This is a genomic window from Sodalis sp. RH24 (assembly GCF_047324145.1).
Lineage (GTDB): Bacteria > Pseudomonadota > Gammaproteobacteria > Enterobacterales > Enterobacteriaceae > Acerihabitans.
The window spans coordinates 884499-908587 of record NZ_CP178729.1 but is presented as its reverse complement, the minus strand read 5'-3'; the positions used below and the strand labels follow the sequence as shown (position 1 = coordinate 908587).

23 protein-coding genes and 1 pseudogene are annotated in these 24089 nt (G+C 58.0%); 8 read left to right on the top strand and 16 right to left on the bottom strand.

Annotation, left to right across the window (positions count from 1 at the left end; genetic code table 11):
• Window positions 1–8: 8 nt before the first annotated feature.
• The gene (pntB, locus tag ACL2XG_RS04075) at window positions 9–1397 is read left to right on the top strand and encodes a Re/Si-specific NAD(P)(+) transhydrogenase subunit beta (protein WP_410015156.1); all 1389 of its coding nucleotides are present in this window, start codon (window positions 9–11) and stop codon (window positions 1395–1397) included.
• A 618-nt stretch (window positions 1398–2015) separates the two neighbouring features.
• Here the strand turns inward: pntB and uspE are convergent.
• Window positions 2016–2969, bottom strand: a complete 954-nt coding sequence (gene uspE, locus ACL2XG_RS04070) for a universal stress protein UspE (RefSeq protein ID WP_410015155.1) — start codon at window positions 2967–2969, stop codon at window positions 2016–2018.
• A 141-nt stretch (window positions 2970–3110) separates the two neighbouring features.
• Entirely contained in the window at window positions 3111–3863 is a 753-nt protein-coding gene (fnr, locus tag ACL2XG_RS04065; protein ID WP_331119250.1) for a fumarate/nitrate reduction transcriptional regulator Fnr, read from the bottom strand.
• Window positions 3864–4070: 207 nt separating this feature from the next.
• Here fnr and ACL2XG_RS04060 point away from each other — a divergent pair, with 207 nt between their 5' ends.
• From ACL2XG_RS04060 to ACL2XG_RS04030, 7 genes are all read left to right on the top strand, one after another.
• Window positions 4071–4979, top strand: a complete 909-nt coding sequence (locus ACL2XG_RS04060; protein WP_413722819.1) for an L-lactate dehydrogenase — start codon at window positions 4071–4073, stop codon at window positions 4977–4979.
• 143 nt (window positions 4980–5122) lie between these two features.
• A complete protein-coding gene (smrA, locus tag ACL2XG_RS04055; RefSeq protein WP_410015153.1) occupies window positions 5123–5683 on the top strand; it encodes a DNA endonuclease SmrA in 561 nt (186 codons plus the stop codon).
• Between the two features lie 17 nt (window positions 5684–5700).
• Entirely contained in the window at window positions 5701–6477 is a 777-nt protein-coding gene (gene tam, locus ACL2XG_RS04050) for a trans-aconitate 2-methyltransferase (protein WP_410015152.1), read from the top strand.
• Between the two features lie 315 nt (window positions 6478–6792).
• On the top strand, window positions 6793–10062 hold the full coding sequence (locus ACL2XG_RS04045) for a hypothetical protein (RefSeq protein ID WP_413722820.1): 3270 nt from the start codon (window positions 6793–6795) through the stop codon (window positions 10060–10062).
• A gap of 67 nt (window positions 10063–10129) precedes the next feature.
• The gene (locus tag ACL2XG_RS04040) at window positions 10130–10534 is read left to right on the top strand and encodes an antitoxin Xre-like helix-turn-helix domain-containing protein (RefSeq protein ID WP_410015150.1); all 405 of its coding nucleotides are present in this window, start codon (window positions 10130–10132) and stop codon (window positions 10532–10534) included.
• Window positions 10528–11241 (top strand): RES family NAD+ phosphorylase, encoded by a 714-nt coding sequence (locus ACL2XG_RS04035; protein WP_413722821.1) that lies wholly within the window; start codon window positions 10528–10530, stop codon window positions 11239–11241. Before ACL2XG_RS04040 ends, ACL2XG_RS04035 begins: the two co-directional genes overlap by 7 nt.
• A gap of 602 nt (window positions 11242–11843) precedes the next feature.
• On the top strand, window positions 11844–12506 hold the full coding sequence (locus ACL2XG_RS04030) for a hypothetical protein (protein WP_413722822.1): 663 nt from the start codon (window positions 11844–11846) through the stop codon (window positions 12504–12506).
• Window positions 12507–13277: 771 nt separating this feature from the next.
• Here the strand turns inward: ACL2XG_RS04030 and ACL2XG_RS04025 are convergent.
• From ACL2XG_RS04025 to ACL2XG_RS03960, 14 genes and pseudogenes are all read right to left on the bottom strand, one after another.
• Complete coding sequence (locus tag ACL2XG_RS04025; RefSeq protein WP_413722823.1) at window positions 13278–14138, bottom strand: GHMP kinase; 861 nt, start codon at window positions 14136–14138, stop codon at window positions 13278–13280.
• A gap of 35 nt (window positions 14139–14173) precedes the next feature.
• Complete coding sequence (gene cobD / locus ACL2XG_RS04020) at window positions 14174–15253, bottom strand: threonine-phosphate decarboxylase CobD (protein ID WP_413722824.1); 1080 nt, start codon at window positions 15251–15253, stop codon at window positions 14174–14176.
• Window positions 15254–15355: 102 nt separating this feature from the next.
• Window positions 15356–16087, bottom strand: coding sequence for a uroporphyrinogen-III C-methyltransferase (cobA, locus tag ACL2XG_RS04015; RefSeq protein ID WP_413722825.1), 732 nt, complete (start codon window positions 16085–16087; stop codon window positions 15356–15358).
• The gene (locus tag ACL2XG_RS04010) at window positions 16077–17285 is read right to left on the bottom strand and encodes an acetate/propionate family kinase (protein WP_413722826.1); all 1209 of its coding nucleotides are present in this window, start codon (window positions 17283–17285) and stop codon (window positions 16077–16079) included. The genes cobA and ACL2XG_RS04010 overlap by 11 nt, the downstream gene beginning before the upstream one ends.
• A 17-nt stretch (window positions 17286–17302) precedes the next feature.
• Window positions 17303–17731, bottom strand: coding sequence for a EutP/PduV family microcompartment system protein (locus ACL2XG_RS04005; RefSeq protein ID WP_413722827.1), 429 nt, complete (start codon window positions 17729–17731; stop codon window positions 17303–17305).
• Between the two features lie 3 nt (window positions 17732–17734).
• The gene (locus tag ACL2XG_RS04000) at window positions 17735–18085 is read right to left on the bottom strand and encodes a BMC domain-containing protein (RefSeq protein WP_331119159.1); all 351 of its coding nucleotides are present in this window, start codon (window positions 18083–18085) and stop codon (window positions 17735–17737) included.
• A gap of 16 nt (window positions 18086–18101) precedes the next feature.
• Entirely contained in the window at window positions 18102–19211 is a 1110-nt protein-coding gene (locus ACL2XG_RS03995) for a 1-propanol dehydrogenase PduQ (RefSeq protein ID WP_413722828.1), read from the bottom strand.
• 29 nt (window positions 19212–19240) lie between these two features.
• Window positions 19241–20626, bottom strand: a complete 1386-nt coding sequence (locus ACL2XG_RS03990; RefSeq protein WP_413722829.1) for an aldehyde dehydrogenase family protein — start codon at window positions 20624–20626, stop codon at window positions 19241–19243.
• Window positions 20623–21672, bottom strand: a complete 1050-nt coding sequence (locus ACL2XG_RS03985) for a cob(I)yrinic acid a,c-diamide adenosyltransferase (protein WP_413722830.1) — start codon at window positions 21670–21672, stop codon at window positions 20623–20625. The genes ACL2XG_RS03990 and ACL2XG_RS03985 overlap by 4 nt, the downstream gene beginning before the upstream one ends.
• Before the next feature lie 24 nt (window positions 21673–21696).
• The gene (locus ACL2XG_RS03980) at window positions 21697–21969 is read right to left on the bottom strand and encodes a EutN/CcmL family microcompartment protein (protein WP_410015139.1); all 273 of its coding nucleotides are present in this window, start codon (window positions 21967–21969) and stop codon (window positions 21697–21699) included.
• Window positions 21970–21972: 3 nt separating this feature from the next.
• Entirely contained in the window at window positions 21973–22479 is a 507-nt protein-coding gene (gene pduM, locus ACL2XG_RS03975; RefSeq protein ID WP_413722831.1) for a PduM family microcompartment protein, read from the bottom strand.
• Window positions 22480–22481: 2 nt separating this feature from the next.
• Window positions 22482–23111, bottom strand: coding sequence for a phosphate propanoyltransferase (locus ACL2XG_RS03970; RefSeq protein ID WP_410015137.1), 630 nt, complete (start codon window positions 23109–23111; stop codon window positions 22482–22484).
• Window positions 23112–23512: 401 nt separating this feature from the next.
• Window positions 23513–23764 (bottom strand): annotated as a pseudogene (locus ACL2XG_RS03965) (BMC domain-containing protein); the annotation flags it as partial.
• Between the two features lie 15 nt (window positions 23765–23779).
• Window positions 23780–24070 carry a BMC domain-containing protein gene (locus tag ACL2XG_RS03960; protein WP_331119175.1) on the bottom strand — a complete coding sequence of 97 codons (291 nt, stop codon included), beginning with the start codon at window positions 24068–24070 and terminating at the stop codon, window positions 23780–23782.
• Window positions 24071–24089 lie beyond the last annotated feature (19 nt).

Below are 24089 nucleotides of genomic sequence, written 5' to 3'. Positions count from 1 at the left end.
GTAAACCCATGTCTGAAGGATTAGTGACGGCGGCGTATATAGTTGCCGCTATTTTATTTATTTTCAGCCTGGCGGGGTTGTCCAAACACGAAAGCTCACGGCAGGGCAATCTGTTTGGTGTCAGCGGGATGGCGATTGCGCTTATCGCCACCATTTTTGGCCCCCATGCCGGCAATGTCGGCTGGATCATCGTCGCCATGGTGATAGGCGGCAGCATCGGGGTTTACCTGGCGCGTAAGGTCGAAATGACCGAAATGCCCGAACTGGTGGCCATCCTCCACAGCTTTGTCGGCCTGGCCGCCGTCCTGGTGGGCTTTAACAGCTATCTCGATCATGGCGATATCATCAATGCGGTGATGGAAAATATCCATCTGACCGAAGTGTTTTTAGGCATCTTTATCGGTGCGGTCACCTTTACCGGTTCGATTGTGGCGTTTGGCAAACTGCGCGGTAAAATTTCCTCGCGCCCGCTGATGTTGCCGTACCGCCATCATATGAACCTGGCGGCATTGGTCGTGTCGTTCCTGCTGCTGGTGCTGTTTGTCAGGACCGAAAGCGTCGCCCTGCAATCCATCGCGCTGCTGCTGATGACCATTATCGCGCTGGTGTTCGGCTGGCACCTGGTGGCTTCCATCGGCGGGGCCGATATGCCGGTGGTCGTGTCGATGCTGAACTCCTATTCGGGGTGGGCGGCGGCGGCGGCGGGTTTTATGCTCAGCAACGACTTGCTGATCGTGACCGGCGCCCTGGTAGGGTCATCGGGGGCGATCCTGTCCTATATCATGTGTAAAGCCATGAACCGCTCGTTCCTGAGCGTGATTGCCGGCGGGTTCGGCACCGACGGCTCCGGCGGCGGCGAAGAAACCGAGATGGGCGAATATCGCGAAACCACGGCGGAAGAAGTGGCCGAGTTGTTAAAAGGCTCGAGTACCGTCATTATCACCCCCGGCTACGGCATGGCGGTAGCGCAGGCCCAGTATCCGGTGCATGATATCACCGCCAAGCTGATTGCCCGCGGCATCAAGGTCCGCTTCGGCATCCATCCGGTGGCGGGGCGTTTGCCCGGGCATATGAATGTGCTGCTGGCGGAAGCCAAGGTGCCTTACGATGTGGTGCTGGAAATGGATGAGATCAACGAGGATTTCAGCAGCACCGACACCGTGCTGGTGATCGGCGCCAACGATACCGTTAACCCGGCGGCGCAGGAAGATCCGCGCAGTCCGATTGCGGGGATGCCGGTACTGGAAGTGTGGAAAGCGCAGAATGTGATCGTGTTTAAGCGCTCCATGAACACCGGCTACGCCGGGGTGCAGAATCCGCTGTTCTTCAAAGAAAACACCCAGATGCTGTTTGGCGATGCCAAGGCCAGCGTCGAGGCGATCTTGCGCGCGTTATGATGTGATGGGATAGTGCCGCGAAGGTTTCGCTTGCTCGGTGTTTTATGGTGCGCCAGTGAAGGTTTCGCTTGCCATCCGTTGGGTGACTATATGCTTAGCCGGGCGCAGGCAAGCGATAAGGAGGGCCATACGCCTGGCCCTCCTTAACCTCCGTGCGTCCGGCAGATCGCGCGCCGCTGCGCGGTCCCTGGCTTCACTGCATCACAGCTTTGGACCGTACGGGATGCGCTCCAGGCGCAGCCCGTCCTTTCGCCGCTCCCGGCGGCTCATCCAGCCGTGATTTGCAAAGCCAGCGCACTCTATGCCGGATCAACGTCAACACCATAGTCTGCATGACATGGTGTTTTTTATTTATGGAAGCAGGCATGTTTCGGGGAAACTATCGACTGTCGGTATCTTGATGCAACGTCCCGTCCACCAAGGCAACAGCAACGCAATTTCTGCATAAATGCAATGCGTAAAGCGACATTTAACCCGGCATAAAGCGCGCTGACGGCGCCAATGACCCCGGCACGAGCCGCCGGGAGCGGATCGAGGCCCGGTTGCGCCTGGAGCGCATAACCGGGCCGGTGCATAACGGGAGCATTGGCGGCATAAGCCAATAACCCACGCCGATCTTTATTCGTACTTATCGCCGCCTTCCAGCGTCACCGGCGAGACATAGTCGTCCGGCTTGATAGCCAGCAAATCGCATTTCAGATGATCGATCACCAATTCGGTGGTATTGCCGATGAACGCGGCGGAAAACCCGGTGCGGCCGATGCTGCCCAGCACCACCACACCGGCATCCAGATGCTCGGCCAGATCGGGAATGACTTCCTCCGGCAGGCCTTTTTCCACATGGGTGAATTTTTCATCCAGCTGGAATTTCTGGCGCAGGCTTTTCATCGCGATCAAATGCTGGCCGCGAATGGCGTCGTTATAGACGCTGGGATCAAAATCCGGCAGTTCAATGGCGATATTAATGGGCGTGACCGGGTAGGCGCCCACCAAATGAACCTCGGTCTGGTTCACCTGTTTCGCCAGGGCCAGGGTTTCGGTGACCAGCTTGATGTTCAGGGGATCGTGATACGGCTCCTCGCCGGAGAGATTGACCGCCACCAGCGCCTTGCCGCCTTCCGGCCACGGCTGATCCTTCACCATCCAGACCGGGCAGGGGCATTTGCGCAGCAAATGCCAGTCTGTCGGGGTAAATATCACTGATTCAAACCTGTCGTGCTGATGGGCCATTTTCAGCACCAGGTCGTGTTTATGGGCGATGACTTCCTGGATAATGGCTTCGAACGGACGGTTATGCCACACCACCTTGATTTCGATGGGCACGCCGCTGCTCAAGTAGTGCTGGCACTGCTCCTCTATCCAGGCGGTACGCTGGCTGATGACGCCCTGGCGCATCGCGGTGCGTTCGTCGGGGGAGAGCAGCGTGGTCATTTCGTAGGAAAAATCATAGATGGGCAGGAAGGCTTTGATGGAACCGCCCAATTGATGCACCAGATACACGGCCCGGCGCAGGGCGGGCTGATCATCCTGGTTAGGATCGATTGCGACTAATAAATTGCGATACTTGGCCATTAAGAGACTCCTTCATTTCTGTAATGCCACAGAATGTTAAAATAAGAGTAACTCATTGGAACAATCACGGACAGAAGAGAAGTGAAGCCGGATCAATAAAATAGAAAATTATGTCCCCGGCCGGAGGCTAAATGCTTGTTATCAACTTACCTTTTGCGGCGTGCCGGCCAGCTCCGACAACGCTTCGCCGTCTTCAATGGTGATGTATTTACCTTTCACCGCCAGCATGCCGCTTTTCTGGAACCGGCCCAGCAGGCGGCTGATGGTCTCGACGGTCAGGCCGAGATAGTTGCCGATATCGCCCCGGGTCATGGTCAGGCGAAATTCACGGGGTGAGAAGCCGCGCTGGGCAAAACGCCGCGACAGATTATAGACAAAAGCCGCCAGCCGTTCCTCGGCGTTCTTTTTAGACAGCAGCAGGATCATATCCTGATCGCCCTTAATTTCGCCGCTCATGAGCCGCATCATCTGCTGGCGCAGGTTGGGCATCTTGCCGGACAGGTCGTCGAGGGTTTCAAAGGGGATCTCGCATACCATCGAGGTTTCCAGCGCCTGGGCGAAGCTGGGATGCTGGCCGGCGCCGATGGCGTCGAAGCCCACCAGATCGCCCGCCAGATGAAAGCCGGTAATCTGCTCGTCGCCCTGCTCGGTGATGGTGTAGCTTTTGATGGTGCCGGAACGGATGGCGTAGAGCGATTTAAGCTCGTCGCCGGCCTTGAACAGCGCCTGGCCCTTCTGAATGGGTTTTTTGCGCTCGATGATATTGTCGAGCTGGTCCAGCTCGTGCTCATTGAGGGTAAAAGGAATACATAATTGGCTGATACTACAATCCTGACAGTGGATCGCACAACCGCCAGACTGGATTCGTCTGATAATACGCTTTTCCTGGATGATCATATCTCGCCGCTCATGCATTACTTGATTTGGGTCAATTTTACCATCAATTGGTGTCGATGATAAAGTGTCCAGCGACCCTGGTGCACATTTAGCTAAAATATCCCGGGCGCGGGGGACATTTTGCCGGTGGGTTTTGCGTTTTAAAAGGTGTAAGGTAAAAAAAACACGGGGATGAAACACCTTTAACATCAGGGGATAACAGCTATGGGGCGGACAGTAGGCATTATCGGCGCGGGCCATGTGGGGGCCGATACGGCATTTTCCCTGGTGACCCAGGGACTGTGCGACGAAATCGTCTTAATCGACACTAATGAGGCCAAGGCGCGCAGCCAGGGGCTGGAACTGCGCGATATGGCGTCCCTGGTCGCGTCCAGGGTGCATATCGTCGTTAATGATTATGCCGCGCTGCAGCGGGCGCGGGTGGTGGTCATGGCGATCGGGCCGACGACCCTTTTGCGTGAAGACCGGATGGAAGAGCTGGTGGAAACCAGCGCCACGGTCTCGCAGGTGGTGCCGCGCATCATGGCGAGCGGTTTTAGCGGCGTCATTATCAGTATCACCAATCCCTGCGACGTGATTGCCGCCGTCATCCAGCGGGAAAGCGGCCTGCCGGCATCACGGGTGTTCGGCACCGGCACGTCGCTGGATACCGCGCGTATGAAAAGGGTGGTCGGCGAGTTTTTCGCGGTGGATCCCAAAAGCGTCAGCGGCTACGTGATGGGCGAACACGGCGAATCCCAATTTGTCGCCTGGAGCACCGTGCGCATCGGCGGGCTGCCGGTCAGCGAATGGGCCGGCGATAAACAGCCCGATCTGGCGGCAATGAAAGATCAGGTGCGCGCAGGGGGCTGGGAAATTCTGCAGGGCAAGGGCTGGACCAGTTTCGGCATCGGCACCGCCACGGCGCGGCTGGTGGACGCGGTGCTGTCCGACGGGCAGACCGTATTCCCGGTGTCGGCGTGGGATGAGCGGGAAGGTGTGTATATCGGCCAACCGGCCATCGTCGGGGCCGGGGGCATTGAGCGCACGCTGCCGGTGACGCTGGCGCCTGAGGAACAGCGGGCCTACGCCGCGTCGGCCAGGATGATCGGCCGCGCCTTCGCGTCTCTCTGAGCGGCCGCCGCCGTCGGGGAGGAAAATAGACCGGCCGTGAAATTACGCCGCCGCCGGTCTATAGTAAACCGGTACTGCAAGTGATGTGTGACTGATTAACACCAGGGCGAAACCGGTCGCCCCGGTAAGCGCGAGTGACAACAATGACCTGTAATGATGAAGATCTGTTTAAAGAGGCCATGGACGATGTCAAACCGCTAAAGGATCCGGCCAACGTGGTTTTCCTGCGGCATAAACCCCCGGTGGCGAGGCGCCGGCCAGACGACGCTGTCGATAATTTCCTTGTCACCGCCCTGCATGACGTCATCCCGCTCGATCTTCCCCTGAGTTATAAGCGGGACGGCATTCAGCAAGGTGTGCTTGATAAGCTGCGCGGCGGCCGCTATCCCATCGAGGCCACCCTGAACCTGACCCGCGCGCCCGTGGAGACCTGCCGGCTGAATCTGTTTGCCTTTATGCTGCGCCTGCAACGCGCGGGCGTGCGCACGGTATTGATTATTCACGGGAAAGGGCGTAATCACGACAGTCATGCCAATATTGTGCGCAGCTTCGTGGCGCGCTGGCTGGCGCAGTTTGACCAAGTACAGGCGTTTTGCAGCGCGCAGGCCTGCCACGGCGGCGCCGGCGCCTGCTACGTAGCGCTGAAAAAATCCGACATTGCCCGTAGCGAGAACCGTGAGCGTTTTGCCCGCCGGGGGCGTTAATTGATGAGGACCGCGCCATGACAGATTGGAATCCCACCCTTTACCGACAATTCGAGGCGGAGAGAACCCGCCCGGCGCTTGAACTGCTGTCGCGCATTCCGCTGACGTCGCCTGCGCGGATAACGGATCTCGGCTGCGGCCCCGGCAACTCCACCCAGGGGCTGCATGAGCGCTTTCCGCAGGCGGTGATAACCGGTATCGACAGTTCGGCCGCCATGCTGGGCAACGCGCGCGCACGCCTGCCGCAGTGCCGGTTCAGCCAGGAGGATATCACCGCCTGGCGGCCGGACGCCGCTCAGGACATTATTTACGCCAACGCTTCGCTGCAATGGGTGCCGGACCATGAGACCCTGTTTCCCCGGCTGTTTTCCCTGACGGCACCGGGCGGCTGCCTGGCGGTGCAAATGCCGGATAACCGTGAGGAGCCCAGTCACAGCGAAATGCGGCGTATCGCTCAGGAAGCGCCCTGGCGGCAGCATATCGGCGATGCGGCGGGTATCCGGGTAAAGATAGTAAGCGCGCGGGATTATTATGATCTGCTGGCGCCCGATGCGCTATCGGTGGATATCTGGCGCACCACCTATTTCCATGTCATGCCGTCGGCGGGGGCGATCGTGGAATGGCTGCGCGCCACCGGCCTGCGCCCGTTCTTGGAGCGGCTGGACGATGCGCTGCAGGCGTCGTTTATCGCACGCTATCAACAGGCGCTGGTTAACGCTTATCCGGCGCGCGCCGACGGCAAGGTATTGCTGGCGTTCCCGCGCCTGTTTATCGTCGCCATGAAGCGGGTTTAAGCCCCTGCAAACCGGACGTGCGGCGGCCCTTCCCGCGCCGCAACATGGCCGTTGCCGTTGCCGGCGGCATTCCCGCTCCTGGTATCCGTCTCTTCCTCCTATTCCGCAGCGCCTATTTATTGTCTGTTATATGCGCATCGAGACCAATAAATACAGAAATTAGCAAAAAATTGAGATATTGATCAAATTATTTCATTAGCACTTGCCAGTGCTAACGCTGATAATTACCGGCGCGAATTCTGGCGCAGTCAATATGCAGTTTCCTTGCGCTAATAATAGAGTCGGTTAATAATAATCTCTAACATAGGGAGGGTTATGAAATATGTAGATAATACATATCCTTGTTATAAGGATAATGTGGATGATATATCTGAATCATTTGCCATAAAATTCTGCCTGTCTAAAAATTCTACGTTGCGGCGTAATTTTCAAACCGCGAGAAATGACGGTGAAAAATTATCATTGCAATATGCATCGATTCCTGATGCTTTAAATGCCGTAAGCGGAACAAAGGAGAACGATCCCCCCTTAGCGACATTTATGCTACGTCGTACGGAAGCGTTACCTGATATAAACAGTGAGTCTGATCTTGTGCTTATAAAAAGCACGTTGCGTTATGATCTCGCCGGCGCGGATTATGCGCTTGATGCCGCCCAGTATGTTTATAGCGGTTCCCTGCGCGATGGTTTCTTTTTGCAGCAAGGCATAACCCTTGACCAGGAAGGGAGGATAGTACTGGTAAAAGGCAAGCAAAAGGATTTTTTCAAAGGCGCCTGGCAGAAGGTCAAGGGGACGAAAAAATTTTATATTGCCACGGTTGATTTTAAAGACCATGACGACCTGCGCTTTGATCGATTAATCGTCAATGATAAGGGCAGCCTGATAGGGAAAAAAAAAGGCGCGGCCGATTATTATAAATTAACGCTGAGTACTGACAGCACCACGACTACCCTCGACGTCAATGCCGGATTCGATGCCTGTTTCAATATCAGCATTTTACTGAAAAAATTGCCGCAAGCGGGACGGATGCCGGATGATCTATGCTTACACAGCCATGATCGGAAGACGGTTGAATTGGTCTTTAAAGAGGGCAGCCTTTTTCTGGCGATCCCGGCACAGGGTTACGATCACACCCGGGGCCGCCGGGAGATAAAACTCCGGTTACCCCTATCCGGGGCAGTTAACATTTTATCCGCTTGCCAAATACTCAATAGGGTTAAGCTAACGGTGAATCACAACGGGAAATTAAACGTTTTTTACCTGGATGCCGACCATGTGGATGCCGTGAAGGCCACTATCAGGCATTTAAGCCAAAAACCGCCGCAGAATTTTTCGTCAGGCTCCGGAAACAACCCCTATGATAAGGTATTTTCAGGCCAGCCTTTTACCAACTACCGCTGGGGAAAATTCAGCAGCCGGCGGATCCCGTTATTGGCTAAAACCATTGATAATTTCAGGGTGAGACTAAAGCGCGCCAGAGCATTGAACTACCGTGGCGATCGCAGACGTGCCGGTATCGCACTGGCGCAAGCGGTGGACCCCGGGGTACGATGCCTGGCGCAAACCCTGACCAGAAAAATCGCCCAGCCCCCACGCGTCGCCGCGCCACAAACCGGGACTCATGCCTTCACCCGTGAGTTCGGCGAAATAAATAAGTTCGTAAATAATAAAGGAATGAACAAATTATTTGCTTCTGCTTCCTCTTATCTCAGCGCTAAGGAGGATATCACCGACAAAATAAGATACACCTTATCCTTGCTGGGAAAAAATGAATCGATTTCCCTGAACAAATTGTTCGATGCTTCTTTTTTTCTCGGTATCGCCGCGGCCGGACTGCCTTTTATGCCCGGCTGGTTTACCGGCGCCATGGTCCGGTATAGCCGGGGGCAATCGTTAACGTTGACCAAAAATGACAACGGAAGTATCAAATTAAATTATAACAAAATTAATTATAAGACATTAATTGCTATTCTAGGAACCGGCCAAGGTTTAGAAGAGAATGGTAAATTATTAAATTATAATAATATTGATTTCTCTACGGTATTGCCCTTAGAAGCTAATGCCATACTGGTGGCTAACAAAAACGCGCAATTCAATTTTAGTATCGATGTCTGCGAACAGGAAATCGGCCTGCTGCTTGACGCTATTTTTATTCCGCAAAGCGCAGCCCTGCATCGCGAAGAGCATCTCGCACCTTATTTCGCGAAATTGATCCGGCAAGCGATAACCAAAACCTGCCGCGGCCAGGGGGCAACCCTGCTGCTGGAAGCCAAAAGCGAGCTGCGGGCACAGGTGGGTTTTATGGCCGATCCAAACACCTTTATGGTGCTGCCGCGCACCGCCTTAGGGGCAGGCGGCGCGGTAAATATTTTTGATATCAATAAGCAAACGAATGAGGTCACCACGTATTTTTCCGGGCAACCCGTCAACGACAGGCAGGTTAACCTGCAGCAAAAATACCTCGGCTTCTCCTTATTTTCTTATCAGGAGAGCAAAATTATGCCCATTGCCATGACACCGGCACCGGGTAATACCCTGCTGTGTTTTCCCTTGCCGTTAACCGAGGAGCTCAAGCAGACGCTGCCCGTCACCCGCAATGCCGCGGCCAGACATTATCGCCTGGACGGGGCGACGTTGAAAATTGAGTCGTCCCCCCTGATTACATTGCCCGCAGGCAACGCTGAAACAGGGCGGGAGCAGGAAGCGGAGCCGGCGTTTAACCTGATAGCCAACGAGCTTAACTACGTGATTGCCGGCTTTTTGAAACGATTGCCGAAACACGTCGGCGACCAAGTGGAATCGCTAAGCAAAATCCTCAAGAATGCCGTCGATCGCTTCCACGGTTATCAAAGGATAAAAGCGGGGGAGGAGATCAGTACGTTTATTGTATCCCCGGGGGACTATAAACAGAATCTGCGGTTATTTAATCAGCAAAAAACCGCGGAAGTTATTATCTATCCCCCTGCGCAAAAGCCCTTTTACCTGCGGCTGAAAAAGTCCTTGCGACCCTGGACCATGAATACCACGCTTGGCGAATATTTGCTCGTTAAAAAGAAAGACCCGGGCTGCAATGCGGGCCAAGGGCAGGGACAACAACTCCATCTATACGATATTATTCACGCCGTCGAGGACTATGCCGCCCGAAGCAACATCGACAGTTTAGATAAACGTTCCGCGGTGAGGGCAATCGCGACTTATACAATCCAAAAGAAGGTGCTCCGGCAGATTTATGATGAATTTATCATTGCGCTCAATCAGATGATGTCGGCGCTGGCGGCCGATAAAAGCTACGATCCGGCCCTCAAGCGGCTGGAGCATCTTGCCGATAGCTGCAGCCTGCAGAACGCGGGGACCAATCCGCTCTTCCAGCTTAATGATATCCAATTGGTCAGGCAGAATACGCTGGCATCGCGTGTCGGCACCGTGCCTTGTACCTTACTGAATGTGGCCGCCAGAAATGAATTAACCTATACCGCCTCGCTTGGCACCATCAGGTTTATGTACCGCGATAAAGAGGTATTTCCTCATAGCTTAACCCTATCGCTGGATATCCTGCCCGATCTGTGGTTTCAGTGCCCGTCATAGTCTTTAGGTAGACTAATATTGATAATTGGTCCATAATAATACCAAGACGACAGCGGAGGGCTCAGTAATGGTATTGCCGCACAAATTACCGTTTAACGACGAGAAACGGCATGTCGCCGCCGTTGGGCTTAAAACGGTGATGGCTATCCTTGATAAATGGGGGTGCACCCCTGAGCAGGCGCAGGCCATTTTGCAGATCTCAAAAGCGTCCTTTTATAAATTCAGGAAAGATCCGGCCGCAGCCCAGCTGACCAACGATCAATTGGAGCGTTTGAGCTACCTGCTCAATATCCACGCCTCGCTGCGCACGTTATTCGAAAACCCCGAAAACGTGTATGGTTTTATGGCGCTGAACAACCATAATCCTTATTTTAGCGGGCGCAGGCCGCTGGATATGCTCAGCACCGGCCATTTCGGCACGTTATACGAAGTCCATAAACAGCTGGACGCGCTGCGGGGGGGGCAATGGTAGTCACGGCCCCACCCAGACTGCCCGCCCTGGAGATCGCGCAACAGCGCGGCTACCGGCTGATTACTTCTAAATATCCGCCGATCGCGTTATTTGAGGATGTGGCCGACGAGGCAGAGTTCGACATCCTTTATGCGCTACAGGCATTGACCAACCCCAGGCTGCAAAATGAAACCGGCGACCTGGCGTTTTTGGCCGCCGGGGAAATTCCGTTCGGCATTGCGGGCTGTTCCTACGCGGTAGCGCCGTTTACCCATGTTAATCCGCTGGGCAGCCGTTTTTCCGACGGCACGTTCGGCATGTTGTATCTTGCCGATGAGATGGCCACCGCCCTGGCGGAGGTGGCCTATCACCAGGAGCGCTACTGGCAGTTTATCGATGGACTGAAATATGATCGCCTGGTGATGCGCGGCCTGGTGTTTATTTTCGATCCGGCGCCGGCTTACGACGCGCTGGTGCTGCCGCTTGCCAACGTGGTCTATGATCCGCTTAGCTATACCGCCGCCAGGGAGCTGGGGCGCTCTTTGAAAGCCAATGGATGTGCTGCGCTGCGCTATCGTTCGGTCCGCCGGCCGGGCGCGGTCTGCTGGGGACTGTTTACCCCGAAAGGAGTGAAAAGCGTCCAGCAAAGCGCGCATTATGAGTTTATCTGGGACGGTAAACGGATCGCTAAAATAGATCGCATTGTGTCCACCCAGGCGCTGAGGTAACGGCGTGGGTGTAAAGGCATCGTTGGCGGGTAACATTAATCCGCGCCGCAGGCGTCAGATGGCCACGAATAAACCTGTTCCGGCGTAAAACAGTTAAGCGGTTCCGATGCTACGCTTAATATATTGTCAAAACCTACGGCAAAAATATAAAAATCATGGCGTGTGTTCGGGGAAAGATAACAAATTGACACGGATGTCTCATCGCCGCGGGTTTGTGCTATCCAACCCCCGGGAAACCCCGCGTGCAATGCGCGGTAATAGGCGGTGGGCGCGCCGCCCTGGCCAGCGTCCCAGGTTAAAATAGCGGTGGTCGCGGTAAGTATGGCGAGATTCAGGTTTACGGGAACCGCCGGGCGCAAAAATACAGGGGCATTGCGGTCCAGGGAAAATTGATTTTGCATTATAATACCCTCAATGTTCACTATTTAAATGTTGGCTTATCATTATGATTATAGCTAAAATGCTGGATTGAGTTTTTCCCCCTGTCATCAATTTCAATTAATGATCTTTATTTATTGATAAAGTATAAAATTAATAAAACAAACCCATTATTGGTTTGCCTGTTTTTGCTGCCCGTTAAACGGGCAGCTGGAAGGGTGTTATTGAGTAGTAAATTAATATCGTTGATGTTCACCAGACGGACGCGGCGGATAATAAGGCGGGCGCGGCGGCTCGCAAGGCTGATGCGGCGGATAATAAGGCGGGCGCGGCGGCTCGCAGGGCTGATGCGGCGGATAATAGGGCGGGCGCGGCGGCTCGCAAGGCTGATGCGGCGGATAATAAGGCGGGCGCGGCGGCTTGCAATGCTGATGCGGCGGATAATAAGGCGGACGCGGCGGCTCGCAATGCTGATGCGGCGGATAATAAGGCGGACGCGGCGGCTCGCAGTGCTGATGCGGCGGATAATAAGGCGGGCGCGGCGGCTCGCAATGCTGATGCGGCGGATAATAAGGCGGGCGCGGCGGCTGGCAATGCTGATGCGGCGGATAATAGGGCGGGCGCGGCGGCTGGCAATGCTGATGCGGCGGATAATAGGGCGGGCGCGGCGGCTTGCAAGGCTGATACTGTGGATAATAGGGCGGGCGCGGCGGCTCGCAATGCTGATGCGGCGGATAATAGGGCGGGCGCGGCGGCTCGCAATGCTGATGCGGCGGATAATAAGGCGGACGCGGCGGCTCGCAGTGCTGATGCGGCGGATTATAGGGCGGGCGCGGCGGCTGGCAATGTCGGTGCGGGTCGCATCCCGGGCGCGACGAACCCGGTAACGCATTCGTGAAAAAGTGAAAAGGCCGGTTGAGCCTGCTCGGTGTGCCGTCGTAGCCTATGCCAACAATAAATATAGTATAGAAGGTATAGGGGTATAAATCGGTAAGAAAAAGTCTATGGGGAAATCCCGGAATGTATTTTATGACCACATTTCTCTCACTGTCGAAAATCTGCCAATATTGAACTGGCGCGCCTTCGCTAATATCCCAGAGTATCGTGACGGTGGTTGACGTAACGTTTTCTAAATGTATATTTACCGCTGTTGATGGGGGGGCTAGAGTGGGTTGATTGCAATTACTTACAAATGAATTTTTCATGTATAATTCCTCGTTATAATATGTGCGATTTCATAAAATATGAGTATTTTTCAATTAATATCTCGTCGTTGTTGAAATGGATGGGATAATCAATTTATCAATATAAAAATTGCGATAGTAAAAAAACCTGAAAAAAAATTTATTTCACTGGCGTCGCCTCCAGGGATGCTGCCCGGTGTCCCTGTCATATTCTGGCTTATTAACTGCAACGGGAATAATCACTTCCTTATATTGCTATCTCAAAATTATATTTGAATCTTATAAATGAGGGCGATGACCTTATATCTTTCAAAAAATATCGGCAGGTCAGCCCTTCGTTATAGGTTGAAAAATAAAATTAATAAACATTTTATCAAAGCCAGTAAAATATAATCACATAGGAAGTAATACTAAGTATATTGCCTGGTATGAAGTAGTCAATTGCCTAATAGGGCATGTTGTTTTTTGATAGGGCTAACGCACGCCGCCCGCTACCAGGCGCGTAATATGCTGGCGGGTGTAGTGGCGCAGGAGGCCGGTTTCCGCCAGGGCGGCCATAAGCCTGTCGGTGTCATGTGTCCTCGCATTGAGCAGCAGGCCCACCACGGTGCCGCTGTGGGCGACGTTCAGGCCGTAGAGATCCTGCTGTTCCACAAAGCGCAGCAGCGTCTCGAACCCGGGTTTCGGCAACAGCGCATTACGCGCCCGGGCGCTGAGGGTGGCGGCGGCGCCCAGCTGGCCGGGAGACTGCGCGACGCAGCTTTGCTGGAACAATAGCCAGGCATTTTGCAGCGGCTGCGCCTGCGCGCGAAGCTGATCATCGTGAATTTGCTGATGTGACGCGGCGGTGGTAAGCGTATGCGGGCTTTCCAGGATAAGGATATCGAGCTGGGGCAACCAGTGATGGGAAATATGGCAGGTGCCCCGGCGGTGGTCAAACAGCGTCAGCGCTTTAAATACCGTGCTGTCTGTGGGCTCTAGCCGCAGGCAAAGCCGCGCCAGGGTCATTTCATCAAGCTCCCGCCCAAGCCAGCGCGCGGTGGCCACTGCCGTGGCGGCAATATCGGCGGTGCTGCTCGCCAGCCCCTTGGCGATGGGAATGGTGGACCGGCGCTCGATGCGCAGCGGCGGCACGTCACCGGGATTGACACCAAAATGCTTGATAACCTGATCGAGCATGCGCCGGCTGAGCGGGCGTTCATCCGCCATAGGCGGCCCCGCGCGCACTTCCACCTCGCTAAACCAGTCGATAGGGCAGGACACCAGCTTTTCGCCGCCGTTAATCCAGCCCTGCAGCAGCTCGCCGCAGGAAGCGGGGCAGCGTGCCTCAGCCATGGGTATACCACGGGCCGCTGGAATGACAGCATTGTTTAATCATGGGCAAACACCTTGCGCAAGGCGTCGAGCAGGCGGCGGTTATCCGCCTTATCCTTGATCGCCACACGATAATACTCGCCGGACAGGCCGGCATAGTTGGCGCAACTGCGGATAAGCAAGCCCTGTCGCAGCAGCAGACCCTGTAAATCGAGGCCGGGGCGCAGGCAGCGAAAAAAGATAAAATTGGCCGCCGGCCGCCAGACCTTGAGCGCTGGCAGGGCGTTAAGTCCTGTAAACAGGTATGCCTGTTGCTCTTGCAGCCATTGCCTTGAATCACGCTGATAATCCGCATCGTCCAGTACCACTTCACCGGCCAGCGCGGCGTAGGCGTTTATGGTCCAGGGAGGGCGGCGTTCGCGCAACCGCGCCACCGCCTGCCCGTCGCTGCTGACCATATAGCCCAGCCGCAGGCCGGGGATGGCGTAAAATTTAGTCAGCGAACGCAGAACAAATACCGCAGGCAAACCGGACAGGCTATCAATCATACTGACGCCGCCGGGGATGAAATCCATAAAAGCCTCATCCACCACCAGCGTAATCGCCAGTTCGCGGCAGCGCAGGGTGATGGCCTGCATAAGATCAGGTTCAATCAGCTGGCCGGTGGGATTATTGGGCGTGCAGAGAAACAGGCAGTCGATGCCGGGGCCGAGCGCCGCCAACAGGCGAGGGTCGGGGCGAAAATGATCTTGCTCCGCCAGCCGATATTCCCTGATGCGGCAGTCCATGCCCTCCAGGGCGAGCCGATATTCGGCGAAACCCGGGCTTAACAGCAGCACGGTTTTGCCGCGCAGCAGGAACGCGAGATCATAAATCAGCTCGGTGGCGCCGTTGCCCGCCAGGATCCAGGATGCCGGGCAGCCATGGTGCGCGGCAAGCCTGGCGTGCAGCCGGCGATAGAGCGGATCGGGATAGCGCTCCGCCAGCGCCCACGTTTCGGCCAGCGCCCGCCTGAGGCTAGGCGGCATGCCGAGCGGATTGATATTGGCGCTGAAATCCACGATCGAGGCTTCATCCACCCCCGAGGCTAACGCCATGTCCAGTACGTTGCCGCCGTGCTGATTGGCTTGCGCCATAAATAACTCCCTGCAGATCTATCGGGTTGCCGGCAAGGCCATGGACGCCGCGCAGCCAATGATATCGCCAATATTATATAACAGGCGGCCGCGCCGCCGTCATCATAACGATTGCAGCAAGGTCAGCGCGGCCACGTCGCCGATGACAATCAGCGACGGCGCCGCCATTCCCGCCCGCGCGCTTTCTTGCGCAAGCGTGCCGAGGGTGGCCAGCACGGTGCGCTGTTCCGGATGGCTGGCGTTCATTACCACCGCCGCAGGCGTATCCGCGTCCCGGCCATGGAGGATAAGCTGCCGGCAGATATCCGCCAGCCGCGACATGCCCATCAGGATAATCAGCGTGCCGTCCAGCTGCGCCAGCACCCGCCAGTTATGCGGATCCTTGCCGTCGCGCAGGTGCCCGGTAATAACATGAAACGAGGAGGCGAAGTCACGATGGGTTACCGGGATGCCGGCGCGCGCCAGGCCGCCGATGGCCGAGGTAATACCCGGCACCACCTCGCAGGTAACGCCGGCGCGCACCAGCGCCTCGGCCTCTTCGCCGCCGCGGCCAAAGACAAAAGGATCGCCGCCTTTCAGCCGCACCACCTCGCGGCCCATATTCGCCTGTTCGATCAGAATGGCGTTAATCCGATCCTGCGGGATCGGGTGGTGATCGGCGCGTTTGCCCACGTCGATCAGCACGCAGTGCGCGGCGGCTTCTTTCAGCAGCAGTGGATTGACCAGGCGATCGTAGACCACCGCGTCGGCGCGCTTCAGGCAGTCCAGCCCCATCACGGTTATCAGCCCGGGATCGCCCGGACCGGCGCCCACCAGCCATACCTTACCCGACATGTTGCACCTCTTTTGGTTGCGCCAGACCGACACGCATGACATCGCGGGCGATCATCAGTTCTTCATTGGTGGGGATCACCGCGACGATAACCGGCGCGCCGTCCTGCTGGATAAACGTGGCGTGACGCTCGTTTTTGTTTTCGTCCACGCGGATGCCCAGAAATGCGAGATTGCGGCAGATTTGCCAGCGGATGCCGGCGGCGTTCTCGCCGATGCCGGCGGTAAAAATCACCACATCCACGCCGTCCATTTCGGTTGCGTACGCGCCGATAGCGCTGCGGATGCGATCGGTGAACATGGCCAGCGCCAGCGCCGCGCGGTGATTGCCCGACTCGGCGGCGCTTACGATATCACGACAGTCATTGGAGATCCCAGAGACGCCCAGCAGCCCGGACGCGTTATTCATGATCTCAAGCAATTGTTGTGCAGATTTATTTTCGCGCAAGGCGATAAACGGCACTATCGACGGATCGATATCGCCGCAGCGCGTGCCCATCATCAGTCCGGCCAGCGGCGTAAATCCCATGGAGGTGGCGACCGACCGGCCGCCGTTAATGGCGCAGATGCTGGCCCCGTTGCCCAGATGGCAGGAGATGATGCGCAGGTCCCTCCGCCCCAGCAGACCGGCGCAGGTTTCGGCGATGTATTTATGGCTGGTGCCGTGAAAACCGTAGCGGCGGATGCCGTAATCACGGTAATAACGGTAGGGCAGCGGATAAAGATAGCCGGCCTCGCTGATGGTCTGGTGAAAAGAGGTATCGAACACCCCCACGCAGACCGCGTGCGGCAGACGCCGCTGGAACGCGCGGATACCCTTGGCGTTAACCGGGTTATGGATCGGCGCCAGGGCGCCGAGTGCGTCGATTTCCTCCAGCGCGGCGGCGTCGATAGGTGCGGAATCCTTGAAATATTCGCCGCCGTGGGCCACCCGGTGGCCGACGCCGTCGATATGCGCCAGGGAGTCGACGATGCCGCGTTGCAGCAGGGTATCCAGTAAATACTCCGCCGCCTGCTGGTGATCGTTAAGCGCTACGTCGGCCTGATGTGTGCCCCCGTCCGCGCGCAGGGTAAAGCGCGCGCTGCCGCTGCCCAGCCTTTCAAACAGCCCCTTGGCCAGGGTGATTTCCTCCGGCATGGCAAATAATTCGAACTTAAGGGACGAGCTGCCGGCATTCACCGCCATAATTAGGTGTGTCATCTGTTACTCCGAAACTGTTATTCCAGATACGTCAGCAGTGGCGCAATACCTTCCCGCCGGGTGGCCGATACCAGAAACAGCGGATCCGCGCCGGCCTGCTTTAATTGATGAATAACGAAGGCTTTTTGTCTTTCATCGACCGCAATGTCGCCCTTGGTGATAATGCCGATAACCGGTTTATTAAACAGGGTGGCGAACATGGGTGAAAAATAGCTGTTTTCACTGTCGAGGCTTTGTACCAAAGCAACGATATCCGCTTCATAGGAACTTGAGAGCAGCGCGCTGTAAAAATGGCGGTTCTCGATATATTCCCCCGGGCTGTCAATGGCGTCGGCCAGGTAAACCATGGACTGCGTTTTGCGGTAGACCAGCGGATCGCCCCGCAGGCATTGCAACAGCGTGGTTTTCCCCGACTGACTGGGTCCGAGCAGCATCAACCGTTTCATGGCTCAGGTCCGGGTCAGCGCGCAGGGGGTGAATTTCATCATCTCACCCAGGGTATACAGCACCTGTTTCAGGGCATATTCCACCGAGGACACATCGCCGCAAATAATTACCGCGCCGGTAAAACGGTCGATAAAGCCAATCTTTATCGCGCCGGATTTCGTGGCGATATCGCTGGCGATAATCGAGGCTTCGCTGGGCGTGATGGTGAGAATGCCGATAGCATTGTCATCCTCATTCAGCCCCAGTTTTTTATAAATATCCTTATTGGGATTGGCAATTAAATGCGCCAGCGTAATTTGTTTGCCGGGAACATATTCCTGAATGACCCGCTCGGTTTTTATCTCGCTATTCATAATGTCCTGTTTTTCGCTATATCACGGCGCCGATAATCGCCCCGATATCGTTATCCGACGCCGGGCGCGGATTGGTGGTTAACGTGGCGTCGCTTAACGCCGCCCGGATCATAGGGGGCGTGGCGAGGCGTATTTTTTCCGCGCCAAGGCCAAGCGCGCCCAGGCCGGCGGGGATGCCGATGGCGCGTTTTAACTGGCTGATATGGTTGAGCAACTGATTTAGCCCGGCCCGATCGTCGTTTTGCCGGGCGGCCAGGCCACAGAGCCTTGCCAGGCGGGCATATTTTTTCGTCGCCCGCGCGTCCGCGCTGTTAAAGCGGATCACTTCGGTGAGCAGCAGCGCGTTGGCCAGACCGTGCGCCACATGCAGTTGCCCGCCGAACTGATGGGCGATGGCGTGGTTTAAACCCAGCCCTGCCTGGCTGAAGGCCATGCCGGCCAGGGTCGCGGCGTTGTGCATTTTTTCCCGCGTGCGCAGGCAGTCTCCCGTGGCATACGCGGCCGGCAGGTAGCGGAACACCAGCTGCGCGGCCTTCTCCGCCAGCGCGTCGCTGAAATCGCTGGCGCCGGTGGACACATACGCCTCAATGGCATGGGTCAATACGTCCATCCCGGTATTGGCCGTGACCGCCGGCGGCACCGATACCACCAGTTGCGGATCGAGCAGGGCGATATCGGGATAAATGGCATCGTCGAACAGGGGATATTTGATGCCCTGCGCCGGATCGCTTATCACGCTGGCGCTGGTCACTTCCGAGCCGGTGCCGCTGGTGGTGGGAATGGCGATAAAGGTGTCGATGGCGATGCCCACCCGGCGGCCGAAAAACACCATGGCCTTGGCGGCGTCGATGGCGGACCCGCCGCCGAACCCTATTACCACGTCCGGCCTGACCGATTGCAGCTGCGCGATACCGGCCACCACGGTGGCGATGGGCGGATCCGGCATGATCTCGCTGAACAGGCTGACCCGGTCGGCGTCCAGATGCGCCAGCAGGCGCGCGATGGCGCCGCCCTTGGCCAGGAAGCCGTCGCAGACCACCCAGATTTTCTTGCCGCGGTAGCGCTCCAGGCGCTCCAGGCTGTCGATGCCGCTGTAGACGCGGGTCGGGATGACAAAACGTTTCATCGTCTTTCCTTTACCTCAACGCAATTTGTTCAACGGATGGAGAACGCATTCGTCAACACACAGCGACGATGGCGGGCGAAGGTGCGCGCCGACGTGGTGCCTTCGCCGGTGGGGGTGGCGATGGTGAAGGTGGCAAACCCTTCGGCGCCCACGCCGATCCCGGCATAGGACGGGCCGTTTTTGACAAAAATGGAGGTTTGCAGCAGCCTGGCCGCCTTATTGAGCCGCGAGACATTTTGCGAATGCATGGTGGCGGTGTGGTGCAGGCCGCCTTCGACCTTGAGCGCCAGCTGCAGGCCGCTGTCGAAATCACGTACGCGCACCACCGGGAGGATTGGCATCAGCTGTTCCACCGAGACAAACAGGTCGCCGGCGCCGACCTCGACCAGCAGCAGGCGCGGCGCCTTGTCGGGCCGCTGCAGGCCGGCGGCCTGCAGCAGCGCCAGCGGGCTTTTGCCCACCAGCGCCTTATTGGCGTGGCCGTCGATAATGGCGACGTTGCGCAGCTTGTCGATATCGCCGCCGGCGACCATCAGCGCGCCGCATTTTTGCATTTCGGACAGCAGGGCGTCGGCCACGCTTTCCACCACGATCAGGCTTTTTTCGGCGGTGCAGGGCAGGTTGTAGTCAAAGGAGGCGCCGCTGACGATATCCTGCGCCGCTTTATCCAGCACGGCGGTTTCATCCACCAGGCTCGGCGGGTTGCCGGCGCCAGCGCCGATGGTTTTTTTGCCGCTTTTCAGCGCCATGTTGACAATGCCGGGACCGCCGGTGATGGCCAACAGGGCAATGAGGGGGTGTTTCATCATCTGTTGGGTGGACTCGAAGCTTGGCTCGCGCAGGCAGGTCACCAGGTTATGGATGCCGCAGGCGGTGAAAATAATGGCTTCGATCTGCTCGATAAGCCACAGCGACACATTTTTGGCCCCGGGATGCGGGCTAAAGAAGATGGCGTTGCCGGCGGCCAGCATGCTGATACAGTTATTGATAATGGTCTCGGTGGGATTGGTGCTGGGCGCCACCGATCCGATCACGCCGAACGGCGAGTACTCGAACAAGACCATGCCTTCGTCGCCGGTGATGGCCTCGGTGACCAGGTCTTCCACGCCGGGCGTTTTTTCCAGCGCCACGCGGTTTTTCAGCAGCTTATCCTCTACCCGCCCCATGCCGGTTTCCTCGGCGCCGCGTTCGGCCAGCACCTGCAGATGCGGCACCAGGTCATGGCGAATGGCGGCGATCACGGCGTTGCGCGTTTTCAGCGGGCACTGTTGATAGGCCAGGAACGCCGCGTGCGCCGCCTCGATCGCCTCATCGACGTGGTCGAACAGGGCCGAGGTGGTTTTTTCCCGCCGCGCCGGCTCGAGTTTTTCGCGCACTATGGTGCGGATCAGCGTTTCCAGTTCATTTGTATTCATGACTCTTTCCCCACATGACATTGAGTGATAGCCCATTGGGCGATGTGCCGGTCCTGGTCGACGGTGCCGCCGCTGATGCCCAGCCCGCCGATAAGAAGGCCCGCGCGGTAAAGCGGATATCCGCCGCCAAAGGTGACAATCCTGCCGCCTGATGAGGCTTCCAATTGATACAGTGCGGCGCCGGGCTGGATGTCCGGGCCAAGTTCATGGGTGGCGGTTTTCAGCGCCACGGCGGACCAGGCCTTTTTCGGCGCCAGATCGATGGCGGCCAGCAGCGCGCCGCTCATGCGATAGGTGATGACCGGATTGCCGTGCCGATCCACAACGGCCATCACCACCGCCACCGCCAGTTCGCCGGCCGCCGCCATCGCCGCGCGCAACAGGCCATGGACCAGCATAAAGTCCAGTTCCTCCGGCTCGCCGGACGTTTCGCCGTCAGGCGGGGCGGGGTCCGTACCGGCCTGGCCGGCGGTGGACGCCGCGCTTGCCTGATAGCGCCGTAGCACCTCGCCGACCACGGCGTCGGTTTCGGCACAGCGATCCTCAAAGCGGGCCAGCGCATACAGGCAGTCCGATAACCGATTGATAAAACCGAGCACCTCGCCGCGCACCGGCGTCTCGTCCGCCAACTGCACCAGCAGCCGCTCGGCGCGCCTGGCCACGGTGCGCGCCAAATGCAGTTGACTGCCGGCCGGGCTGTCGCCGGGCAGTACAAAGCCCGTGACCGGCGGCAGCGCCGCCATGCAGCGATCGATGGCCTGCTCCAGCTGCGTTATCTGTTCGGCGCCCAGGCGCTGGACGCTATCGGATCGCAGGCCGGGCCGTTCGTCGGCCAATTCCGCGCCCAGCCAGAACAACTGCTGTTGGATGGCGCGCAGCAGACGTCGGTTTTGCGCGTCGCGCACCTGATGGGCGGCCACCGCCAGGCAGGCGTTCAGTTCATCCACCGTGCCGTAGGCGTCGACGCGCGGGTGGTATTTTTTAATGCGTTGGCCGCCGATAAGCGAGGTGGTGCCTTTATCGCCGGTTTTGGTATAGATGCTCATAACCCGCTCCCGATCCGGCCTCTGTTAAGGAACAATGGTGTCGACGATGCCGACAATCGCCAGGTCGATGGCCTGGTTGGGCTCGGCGAATACCCAGCGCGCCGACGCCCCCCGCGCCAGCAGCACGATTTCGCCTTCGCCCGCGCCGACGGAATCCACCGCCACCTCCTGCTGCGTGAAGCCGCTGGGGGCCGAACCGTCGACATTGACCGGTTCCACCACCATCAATTTTTTACCCAGCAGCGAAGGCGCTTTCTGCGTCGACACCACCGAACCGATTACGCGAGCCAGTTGCATGTTCTAGTCCTGCCTGTAAAGTTGAAGACGACGTTTAACAATTTCATCCCTGGCCAATGCGGTCAGCAGGACATGGCGCGCCACGACGAGATATCCCGGCGGCAGCGGTCGGACATCGGCGTAGCCCGCCACCCGGCGCGCCAGCAGGTGAACCGGCCTGCCGTCCGGCGCGCAAAAACGCAGCGGCAGCCGTAGCAGCCCGGCGACCGGCAGCAGGCCGAAGCAGGCGTTATCGATTTCAAGCCATACCTGCATGCCGTCGCGCCAGGCCCGCCTCAGCGCGTCAAACGCCGCATCTTCGTCCCCGCCGCCGGCCAGCCGTTGCCAAAAAGCCGGCGTGGTGTGCGTCACCCGCAGACGCGCATGGTTCAGCGCGGCGTTCGCGGGCCAGTCGCGGGTTAAGCGCGGCAGCGGCAGCACCAGCTCAGCCCGCTGGCGCTGTTGTAGCCGCTGCAGTACCCGGACGACGCATTCCGCCAGCCATTGTTCGCGCCCGCCTTCCCAAACCATCCTCAGCGCCCCAGCAAAACCGCGGTGGCGCCTTTGTCACCGGCGTCGGCCGCGTTGGCCTCGTCGGTATCAATATGCATTTCCAGGCGCATATGCTCGCCCACCCGGATCACCACATCGTCAAAGATCAGCCGGCGGCCGGTGCCGTTCAGGGCTACGCGCACCACATCGCCCGGCTTAACGCCGAACAGCAACGCATCAAGGGGCGACATATGGATATGCCGTTGCGCCACGATCACGCCATGGGGTAATTCCAGCTCGCCGCTGGCGCTGACCAGCCGGATGCCCGGCGTGGCGTCCAGGTTGCCCGACAGGCGCAGCGGCGCGGCAATGCCCAGCAGCCGGGCGTCGGTCCGGGAAATTTCCACCTGGGACCGGCCGCGCAGCGGGCCGAGGATGCGCACGTTTTTCAGCGTGCCTTTCGGACCGACGAGGTTGACCACCTGCTCGGAGGCGAACTGTCCGGGCTGATACAAATCCTTTTTGAAGATCAGCGGCCGGCCGGGAAACAGATGTTCATAATCCTCAAGGGACAGATGCAAATGCCGGTTCGATACGCCAAGCGGCACGGGGCGCCGCCGCATATCGAGCAGTACGTTTTCCACCAGGGACTGCAACTCCAATGTTTCCATCTGACTTAGCCTCTTTCTCCGTCATGAATACATGTCGCGCGGGGGTCGCCTTTGCGGCGCGGACATGCCGGGTCGTGACATAAATTACATTCGCCCGGCACCCGCCCAGGCAGGTCCGGCAACATTGCCGGTTCGCCGCGTACTTCCGCCGCCGGTTTTACCGGCGGGGCGGTGAGGATCGCCGCCGGCGGTGCGGCGAGTTCCTCTCCCGCCGCGATCGCGCCGGCCGGGGCGATATCCGCCGCTGCCGGGATACTGGCCGCGGGTGGCGCCGCGCGGCTTGCGAGCGCAACCGCGCCTGATTCCGCCGGCGCGCCGGACGCGATATCGTCATGCCGGTCCAGGGCATTGTTGCCGCCGTCGGCGGGCCGGGTTTTTATCGCGCCGTCCAGCCAGCCGTCCAGACCGTCCGCGGGACGGGCGATAACCCGTTGCGCCACCCAGCCGTTTTCCCGGCGCGCCAGCGCCGCGCCGTTGGCAATGGCCGAATTGACCGCCGCCACGTCACCGGTAATGGTGATCAGCATCCAGCCCGAGCCGTTGGTCCTTTCGATGCCGGTCAGGGCAACGTTCGCCGCCTTGGCCATGGTGTCGGCCGCCTTGACGGCCAGCGCCAGACCGGCGACTTCAAGCAAACCCAGTGAGGTTTTCACGCGGTCACCTTCAGGTTATTCACCCAGTACCGGGGTGGCGGTGGGCAAAAAGCCCTCGACATCCGAATGCGGACGGGGAATAACGTGCGTGGAGACCACGTTGCCGATGCCCTGGGCCGCCGCCGCGCCGGCATCCACCGCCGCCTTGACCGCCCCGACGTCGCCGCGCACCATGACCGTTACCAGACCCGAGCCTATTTTTTCATAGCCCACCAGTTGGACGTTGGCCGATTTGACCATGGCGTCCGCGGCGATAATGGCGCCGACCAGCCCTTTAGTTTCAATTAATCCCAATGCGTTGTTCATGCTTTCTCTCCTGTTGTGG